The organism is Beduini sp., from assembly GCF_047239305.1.
GTDB lineage: Bacteria > Bacillota_I > Bacilli_A > Erysipelotrichales > Coprobacillaceae > Beduini.
On record NZ_JBKTEM010000018.1, the window covers coordinates 21,812 to 29,326 of the forward strand.

The following is a 7,515-nucleotide window of genomic DNA, read 5'->3' on the forward strand; positions in this document are numbered from 1 at the left end:
TTTTTATTTTAGTATTCAAAATATGTATCTACGATAATCAAATTATGAGCATTTATATCTTTTTTATACTCTGCTACAAGGTTTGCTGTTCCTAGTTCATCCTCTTTCTCAACATCAATGATCATTACTACATATTCCATATTTTTGCCATTTGATTTTGTATTAATCTCAAACTGTATATTTTCTTCTGAAGAGGAGATTAATTTGTTGTTTTCCGCAATATATCCAATTTCTTCATAGAACACAAAGCAGGAAGAATTCACAACATTAAATTGATCTGACCACATCACATTCAAGATTCTTGTATCCTTTACAAATTCTTCTTCATCACTTTCTAGCACAATAATAAATTGTAATTCATCCATTCCCTCTTTTGTTGCTTCTTTTGGATAAACAATTGTATGTAGCTCATAATTCTCTTTTTCTGCTTCGGTAGTAAAAGCATTATACTTAAATTCATAGTCTTTTTTCATCGTTTCAACATCAAAATCTTTTTCTAATGAGTGAACATGCAATACTTCTTGTTTTGTTAAATCTTTATATTTTTCACTTTCTTTTACTACTCCACACCCAAATAATAGAAAACAAAGTGATATAATCCAAATTCTTTTCATCTGTGATTCACTCCTCTCTTTTCTATTTAAATTATACTATATAAAACAAAACTCTCCTATTCTAAAGAGAGTTTATTTACACGTATATACTTCTAAGATATCCTTTAAATCATTCTTCCAAATCTTAAGTACTGTTTCATCCATATCCCAAGATAATTGCATTCCTGAAAAGTCTTTTTCTAATGGTCCAAAGTACGTTTTATCAAATTCTAATCCAAAGTGATCTGCAATCATAAAGGCAAATTCTCTATACGCAAAGCCAATTGCGGTTATGATATTACCATCCTTATGACATGCTTTTTCAACAAATCCTTCCTTTGGCATAAATGGTAAATCTTCAATAATTTCATTATATAGACCACCACAATATGTATGCCCATCTAAAAGGCCAGCTGCTCCCAAAAATACTGGAGAGCTAGAAATAGATGCAATTAATATCTCTGGATAATTTTTTAATTGAGATAAAAAATCTACATACGATTTTATTTTTAATTCTTGAAACATATAAGCAATTCCTGGAAGAATCACACAGTCATAATTTTTTAAACACACTTCATCGAAAGTGTAATCTGGCATCACATGAAAACCATCCTCCGTACTGATTAATTCTTTACGAATTGCACATGTATCCATTTTATTTCCAGTAATAGCGACAATTTCAGTAGCACAAGAAATCTCTTGCATAGAAAAATTATTAAATAACACAACTAATGCTTTCATTTTATTTTCTCCTATCTAGTAACATTATAACAAAAAACAAAATTTATAATTTATACTGACAGTATAAAAAAGACATCTTTCGATGTCTAAAATGAGATTGGTAAAAATGCCATAATTACGGCAATAACTACACCTGGTAAAAGATTTGCTACACGTACTTTTTTACCCCATACTAAATTTACTCCTACGCAGAAAATCAGTACATTTCCTACAAGAGATAAATAAGATAAGGCAAGTGGCGTCATAAGTGGTTCAATGAAGGATGCAAGTAATGTAATACTTCCCTGAAATAAACATACTGGAATCGCAGAGAATGCTGCTCCTTTTCCCATTGAAGTTGTCATTACCATAATGATAATAAAGTCTAGGATAGCTTTGATCGCTAAAATAGAATAATCTCCCGTAAGTCCATCTTCAATCGATCCTACAATCGCCATAGCCCCAATACATACAGTTAAGGATGCCGTAACAAAACCTTCCACGAAACGTTTGTCTTTGGCGTTTCCACTTTTTTGTTTTAGCCATTCTCCAAAACGTTCAAATTTATCTTCAATGTTTAAGATTTCTCCAATTAACGCTCCTATTGCTAAACATACAACAATTAACATAGAGTTTGCACTTACGATACCATTTCCTTCAACACTTAACATTCCTTCAAGTGCTCCTGAAATTCCAATAAATAACACACTAATTCCACAAGCCATTGTTAAGGATTCTTGATGTCTTTCCTTTAGAAAGTTTCCAAATAGCATACCAAACAATCCACCAATAATAATGGCCACTGTATTAATAATCGTACCCATATAATCATCCCCTTAGAATGAATACATTCTACGTTTGTTTACTTATTTTGTCAATTTCACTTTTAGGCAAAAGAAAACGCTATCCTAAGATAGCGTTTCATTTTATAGTCCTTTTAAAGATTCACTAATTGCTTTATCTTTTGCTTCTTTACCGTGTTTTTCAACACCCATTTTGTTTCGATCTCCGTGTGTTAAACATCCAGCACCACCGATACATCCACCGATACATGCCATACCTTCGATAAAGTTACCATCTAATACATTCTTTCTCTTCTTTAATAAAGCCATACGACATGCTTCAATTCCATCACATACGATTGGTTTTACTTCAAACTCAATATTCTGTTCTTTTAATGCCTGTCCTACCGCTTCTGTTAAACCACCACTTCTAGCAAAGATTCTTCCAAAGTAAGAAGCGTTATCTAATGGTGTATCTTCTAACTTCGTTAAATCAATTTCTTTACTATCATATAATGCCTGTAATTCTTCAAATGTAATAACCGCATCTACATATGGTTTTACTTCTTCTAACTGCGCTTCTGCTTTTTTTGCAGTACAAGGTCCTACAAAGACTACTTTAGCACTAGCATCTAATGTTTTAATGTATTTTGCAAGGGCAGCCATTGGTGAAGGGTTGTGAGATACAAATGGTAACAAGTCTGGGAATTCATTTTTAATATAAGAAACAAATCCTGGACAACAAGAACTTGTTAAGAATCCTTTTTCGCTTAATTCTTTAGATTCTTCAAGTGCTACCATATCTGCCCCAAACGCAGCTTCTACGACTGTATCAAATCCTAATTCTTTTAATCCTTTTACGACCTGTCCATATTTTGCATATGTAAACTGAGATGCAATGGCAGGTGCTACAATTGCAAATACTTTGTAATTCTGGTTGTTATTACTCTTTTTAATCATATCAATTACATTCAAGATATAAGATCTATCTGTAATCGCACCGAATGGACACTGGTATACACAAGCTCCACACTGGATACATTTCTTTTCATCGATCGCAGCCGCATTGTCTTCATTAATTGTAATCGCTTTTACCTTACATGCATTCTGGCAAGGACGTTTACGATTGGCGATTGCACTAAATGGACATACTTTTGCACACATACCACATTCTACACATTTTGTTTTATCAATGTGAGCTACGTGATTGTGATCAAATGAAATAGCTCCACGTTTACAAACTTCTTCACAACGGTGTGCTAAACACCCTCTACAAGAAGAGGTTACTTCATATCCTGCTGCTGGACATTCATCACAGGCAATATCAATTACCTGAATAATATTCGCATCTTTTCCTAACCCCATCGCCATCTTAACACGTTCTGCTAAAATCGCTCTTTCTTTATATACACAACAACGCATTGTAGATTGTTTTCCAGGAACAATCATTTTAGGGATTTCTAAAATATTTTCAAGCAACGTGTCGTTCCATGCCTGCTTAGCCACTTCACACAATACTTTATATTTTAATAACTGTACTTTCGTATCAAATCTTTTCATATATTTCTCCATTTCCCGCGCCTAAAGTCGCGCGACACAAATACGTTATTAAACAAACTAACCTTTTAACCTTGATAGTGTTACTGCTTTGTTTTATCCTTATCTTGAAAGAGTGGTACACTACAGAGCACGTCGAGGAGAGTAGGTAATTCGTTATCTAACGTTAATATCCTGAATATATATAAGTCGCCGCTATCTTTTCAAGCACAAATAAGTAGGACTTAGAGCCTGAACACTTATCATTGATTTTATCAACTTAAGTAAAATAGCTAGATAGCAGTCAATGCCATTCCTTCCTTTTTAAGGGAGGTTTTGTTTTTATGAAGATTGTTCGCAAAATCTGTTGTGGTATGGATGTACACAAAGATCTTATCGTTGCGACTATAGCAACTACAAATCAGGATAATATTACAACTTATCTGCAACGTTCCTTTACTAGTCAAAATCCCGATCTTTTTAAACTCAAGAATTGGCTCAAGGACAATAACTGTTATGACGTTGCAATGGAATCTACAGGTAAATACTGGATTCCAATTTTTAATGTATTAGAGGATGAAATCAATGTCGGTATCGTTCATCCTAAATACACCAAAGCCATCAAAGGCAAGAAAACCGATAAGAAGGATTCAAAATGGATTGCTGACCTTTTCAAACATGATCTTCTTAAGTTTTCCTTTATTCCACCTAAAGAGATTCGTGAATTGAGAGAACTCTCCAGGTATAGAATCAAATTAGTTAATATGCGTTCTTCTGAACGCAATCGTTATCAAAACTGTATGACTGTTTCTAATATTGGACTAGCCAGTGTTCTTACAGATGTTTTTGGTAAATCATCAAAAGCAATCATGAAGGAAGTTCTTACTTCTGCCATTATTGACGATAAAAAAATCATTTCTTTGCTTAATAAGAAAGCAAAAGATAAAGCGACGCAGGTCTTAGATTCCTTAAAAGACTCTAGAATAGAAAATGATCAGAGAATGAAAATGAATATCTCTTATAATCATATCGAAGAATTAGATAAACATATTCAAGACCTTGAAGTTGAAATGACAAAACGTATTCTTCCTTATTTCGATCAATTCAAAAATATACTAGAAATTCCTGGTATATCCTTTGTATCTGCAATCATCATTGTCTCTGAGATTGGTCTTGATATGACTCAATTTGATTCAGATAAACAGCTATGCAGCTGGGCAGGATTAGCACCTGCCAATAATGAATCTGCAAATAAGAAGAAATCCGTTCGTATCTCTAAGGCCGGAATTTACCTAAAACCTTTATTAGTCCAATGTGCACTATCGGCAATCAAATCTAATACTCAGCCTTATTACAAAGTTAAATACGAAAGAATCAAAAAACGCAGAGGACATAAGAAGGCGATCATTGCAATCGCAAGAATGATTCTTACATCCATTTATCACATCATTCTTACAGGAGAAGTGTTTAATCCTTCTGATATCGATACATACAATAAAACTAAATCTTTTAAAAAAGAACTTACTCCCGAATTGGCTCTTAAATTCTTACAAGAGTCTGGATATGATATATCCTCAATATCAATAAATTAATTATTTATTGATAACTAACGTCAAACAGTCGGTTTTTCCGTCTTTTTTATAATGCAATTATGCATTAGTTTTGTTTCACACTTTTCTCCTAAATTAATCTTAAATCTATTAATGCTTGCGCAATTGCAGGTGTATCAGCAGGTCCAATTACCAAATCTGCTGCATCTTTTGTTTCTTTTTCTGCATTTCCCATTGCAATACCTAATGTAGCCGCCTGCATCATAGGAATATCATTTATTGAATCTCCAAAAGCAATATAATCACATCCTTTAATTCCCCAATAATTCATTAGAAAATCTATTGCTTCTGCTTTACTTACATTTTCTTTAATAAAATCAATTACATAAGTGGTAGAAGCTGTAAATCGAATTCCTTCGATTCCTCTGAAAACTTGAAGTTCAGGTAAATCTCTTCCCAGTGCACTTATATAAGTTAAATTTTCACCTTTCCATGTTCTTACTTCTGGTGTTTTTAAATGATATTGATCAATAAATTTCTGACTAATTTCATTAAGTGGTTTTGTCATAAATTCATATTCTCCAAAAGAAAATAAACAAAAATTATTTTCTTCTGCAATTTTAAATATTTCTTTTAATTGTTCTTGTGTATATGTATTTCGATAAATGATTTTTAAATTTTCATCATGAACTACTCCACCACTTACTCCAATATAACCATCCCAATTCATATTTTCAAATACATGAAGATCCGCAGCCATTTCTTTTGGTCTTCCACTACATAAAGCTACTTTAATTCCTTTTTCTTGTAATTTTTTTACTGCTTCTATATTTTCTTTAAAAATTTGATTGGTTTTATGATCATACCATGTTCCATCAATATCTAAAAACACTGCTTTAACATTCATATTATTACCTCGCTAAATGAAGTATATCATATTTAATTTAATTTCATTATAATTTAAATTTTTGTTTTATCAAAAATTTAAATTTATTTTTAAAATAAAATGAATCGCTTTATTTTTTATTAAAGCGATTCATTGTTTCATCAAAATCATGATTTATAAAATAAATAGCCGCATTTTTTGCATCTACTAATGCTTCTTCATATTCTACTAAATCTTCTTTTCTTGTTTTTCCAAGTACATAATCAACCGTTGGAATTCTAGAATCTTTTCCAATTCCTACACGAATCCTGTTAAATTCCTGATTTCCTAAATGTTGTATAATATTTTTTACTCCATTTTGACCTCCTGCACTACCTTTTGCACGAAGTCTTATTTTTCCAACTGGTAAATCTAAATCATCATAAATTACTAACAAATCTTTTTTATCTATTTTAAAGAAATCCATTACTGCTCTTACTGATTCTCCAGATAAATTCATATATGTTTGTGGTTTTAATAAAATAACAGATTCACCTTTTACATTTCCTTTTCCATATAATCCTTTAAATTTTTCACTTGTGACACTAATATTTAATTCTTTAGCAATTAAGTCTAAAGCCATAAAACCAGTATTATGTCTTGTTTTTTCATAATCTCTTCCTGGATTTCCAAGTCCTACAATTAATTTCATTATTTCACTCCTAATACGATTATTATATTATCATTTTATCTAGAAAAAAGAACTATCTTTTTGATAGTTCTTATTCAACATACATAATTTTTAAACGTCTGTCTCTTCCTTCACCTTCAGATTCAGTCTTAATATGTTTCCATCCTGATAAATGATTGTGAATTGCTTTTCTTTCATCATTAGGCATTGGATCTAAGATAGCATCTGTTTTTGTACGAATTACAGATTTAGCAACACGTGTTGCTAATTGACATTCTTTTTTGTATTTATCATTTTTATATCCATTTACATCTACTAAAACTGAAATACGTTTTTTAAATGTTCCTGATACAGCTGATTTTAATACAGTATTGATTGCTTGTAATGTCTGTCCATTTTTACCAATTAATACAGCATTGTTTGAAGCATTTAATATAACTTTATAGAAATTTTCTTCTTCCTCATAAATTTCTAATGCGACATCCATTCCAATATTATCAAAAAATTCCATAATGTAATCGTAAATAAAATCTTTAATATCTTTTTTAGTAAATGCAGAAATTGTAATTTCTTTTCCCATTCCTAAAAATCCAGATTTTTCTTCTAAAATTTCATATGAGATTTCTTCTACTGGACATTTATCCTCTTCAGCAATTTTCTTTAATAATTCATCTAATGATTTTCCTGTAAACTTTCTCATAATTAATCCTCACAATTATTTGTTAATATAAAACACACATAAGAAAACACCTTCGAAATATCAAAGGTGTCCTCTCTT

General features: G+C 31.3%; 8 protein-coding genes. 1 reads left to right on the top strand and 7 read right to left on the bottom strand.

The genetic code is table 11. The annotated features are described in order from the left end of the window. Positions 1–8: 8 nt before the first annotated feature. The 4 genes from ACLRVU_RS14610 to ACLRVU_RS14625 form a co-directional block, all read right to left on the bottom strand. Positions 9–614, bottom strand: a complete 606-nt coding sequence (locus tag ACLRVU_RS14610) for a hypothetical protein (protein ID WP_238135171.1) — start codon at positions 612–614, stop codon at positions 9–11. Positions 615–686: 72 nt separating this feature from the next. Continuing rightward, the gene (locus ACLRVU_RS14615; RefSeq protein WP_238135172.1) at positions 687–1,334 is read right to left on the bottom strand and encodes a DJ-1/PfpI family protein; all 648 of its coding nucleotides are present in this window, start codon (positions 1,332–1,334) and stop codon (positions 687–689) included. Between the two features lie 86 nt (positions 1,335–1,420). Further along, entirely contained in the window at positions 1,421–2,137 is a 717-nt protein-coding gene (locus ACLRVU_RS14620; protein WP_238135173.1) for a DUF554 domain-containing protein, read from the bottom strand. Between the two features lie 102 nt (positions 2,138–2,239). Then, complete coding sequence (locus ACLRVU_RS14625) at positions 2,240–3,655, bottom strand: 4Fe-4S dicluster domain-containing protein (RefSeq protein ID WP_238135174.1); 1,416 nt, start codon at positions 3,653–3,655, stop codon at positions 2,240–2,242. A gap of 320 nt (positions 3,656–3,975) precedes the next feature. Between ACLRVU_RS14625 and ACLRVU_RS14630 the strand changes: the two genes are divergently transcribed. Continuing rightward, positions 3,976–5,223 (top strand): IS110 family transposase, encoded by a 1,248-nt coding sequence (locus ACLRVU_RS14630; RefSeq protein ID WP_238135175.1) that lies wholly within the window; start codon positions 3,976–3,978, stop codon positions 5,221–5,223. A gap of 88 nt (positions 5,224–5,311) precedes the next feature. Here the strand turns inward: ACLRVU_RS14630 and ACLRVU_RS14635 are convergent, their stop codons facing one another. From ACLRVU_RS14635 to ACLRVU_RS14645, 3 genes are all read right to left on the bottom strand, one after another. Continuing rightward, a complete protein-coding gene (locus ACLRVU_RS14635; protein ID WP_238135176.1) occupies positions 5,312–6,088 on the bottom strand; it encodes an HAD family hydrolase in 777 nt (258 codons plus the stop codon). Positions 6,089–6,197: 109 nt separating this feature from the next. After that, positions 6,198–6,758 (bottom strand): aminoacyl-tRNA hydrolase, encoded by a 561-nt coding sequence (gene pth, locus ACLRVU_RS14640; protein WP_238135177.1) that lies wholly within the window; start codon positions 6,756–6,758, stop codon positions 6,198–6,200. Between the two features lie 70 nt (positions 6,759–6,828). Further along, positions 6,829–7,437, bottom strand: coding sequence for a R3H domain-containing nucleic acid-binding protein (locus ACLRVU_RS14645; RefSeq protein ID WP_238135178.1), 609 nt, complete (start codon positions 7,435–7,437; stop codon positions 6,829–6,831). Positions 7,438–7,515: the final 78 nt, after the last annotated feature.

Excerpts from the sequence above, each read along its gene's own strand:
- ACLRVU_RS14610 (WP_238135171.1), bottom strand. The coding sequence starts at position 614 with ATGAAAAGAATTTGGATTATATCACTTTGTTTTCTATTATTTGGGTGT.
- ACLRVU_RS14630 (WP_238135175.1), top strand. The coding sequence starts at position 3,976 with ATGAAGATTGTTCGCAAAATCTGTTGTGGTATGGATGTACACAAAGAT.
- ACLRVU_RS14620 (WP_238135173.1), bottom strand. The coding sequence starts at position 2,137 with ATGGGTACGATTATTAATACAGTGGCCATTATTATTGGTGGATTGTTT.
- ACLRVU_RS14625 (WP_238135174.1), bottom strand. The coding sequence starts at position 3,655 with ATGAAAAGATTTGATACGAAAGTACAGTTATTAAAATATAAAGTATTG.
- ACLRVU_RS14615 (WP_238135172.1), bottom strand. The coding sequence starts at position 1,334 with ATGAAAGCATTAGTTGTGTTATTTAATAATTTTTCTATGCAAGAGATT.
- pth (WP_238135177.1), bottom strand. The coding sequence starts at position 6,758 with ATGAAATTAATTGTAGGACTTGGAAATCCAGGAAGAGATTATGAAAAA.
- ACLRVU_RS14635 (WP_238135176.1), bottom strand. The coding sequence starts at position 6,088 with ATGAATGTTAAAGCAGTGTTTTTAGATATTGATGGAACATGGTATGAT.
- ACLRVU_RS14645 (WP_238135178.1), bottom strand. The coding sequence starts at position 7,437 with ATGAGAAAGTTTACAGGAAAATCATTAGATGAATTATTAAAGAAAATT.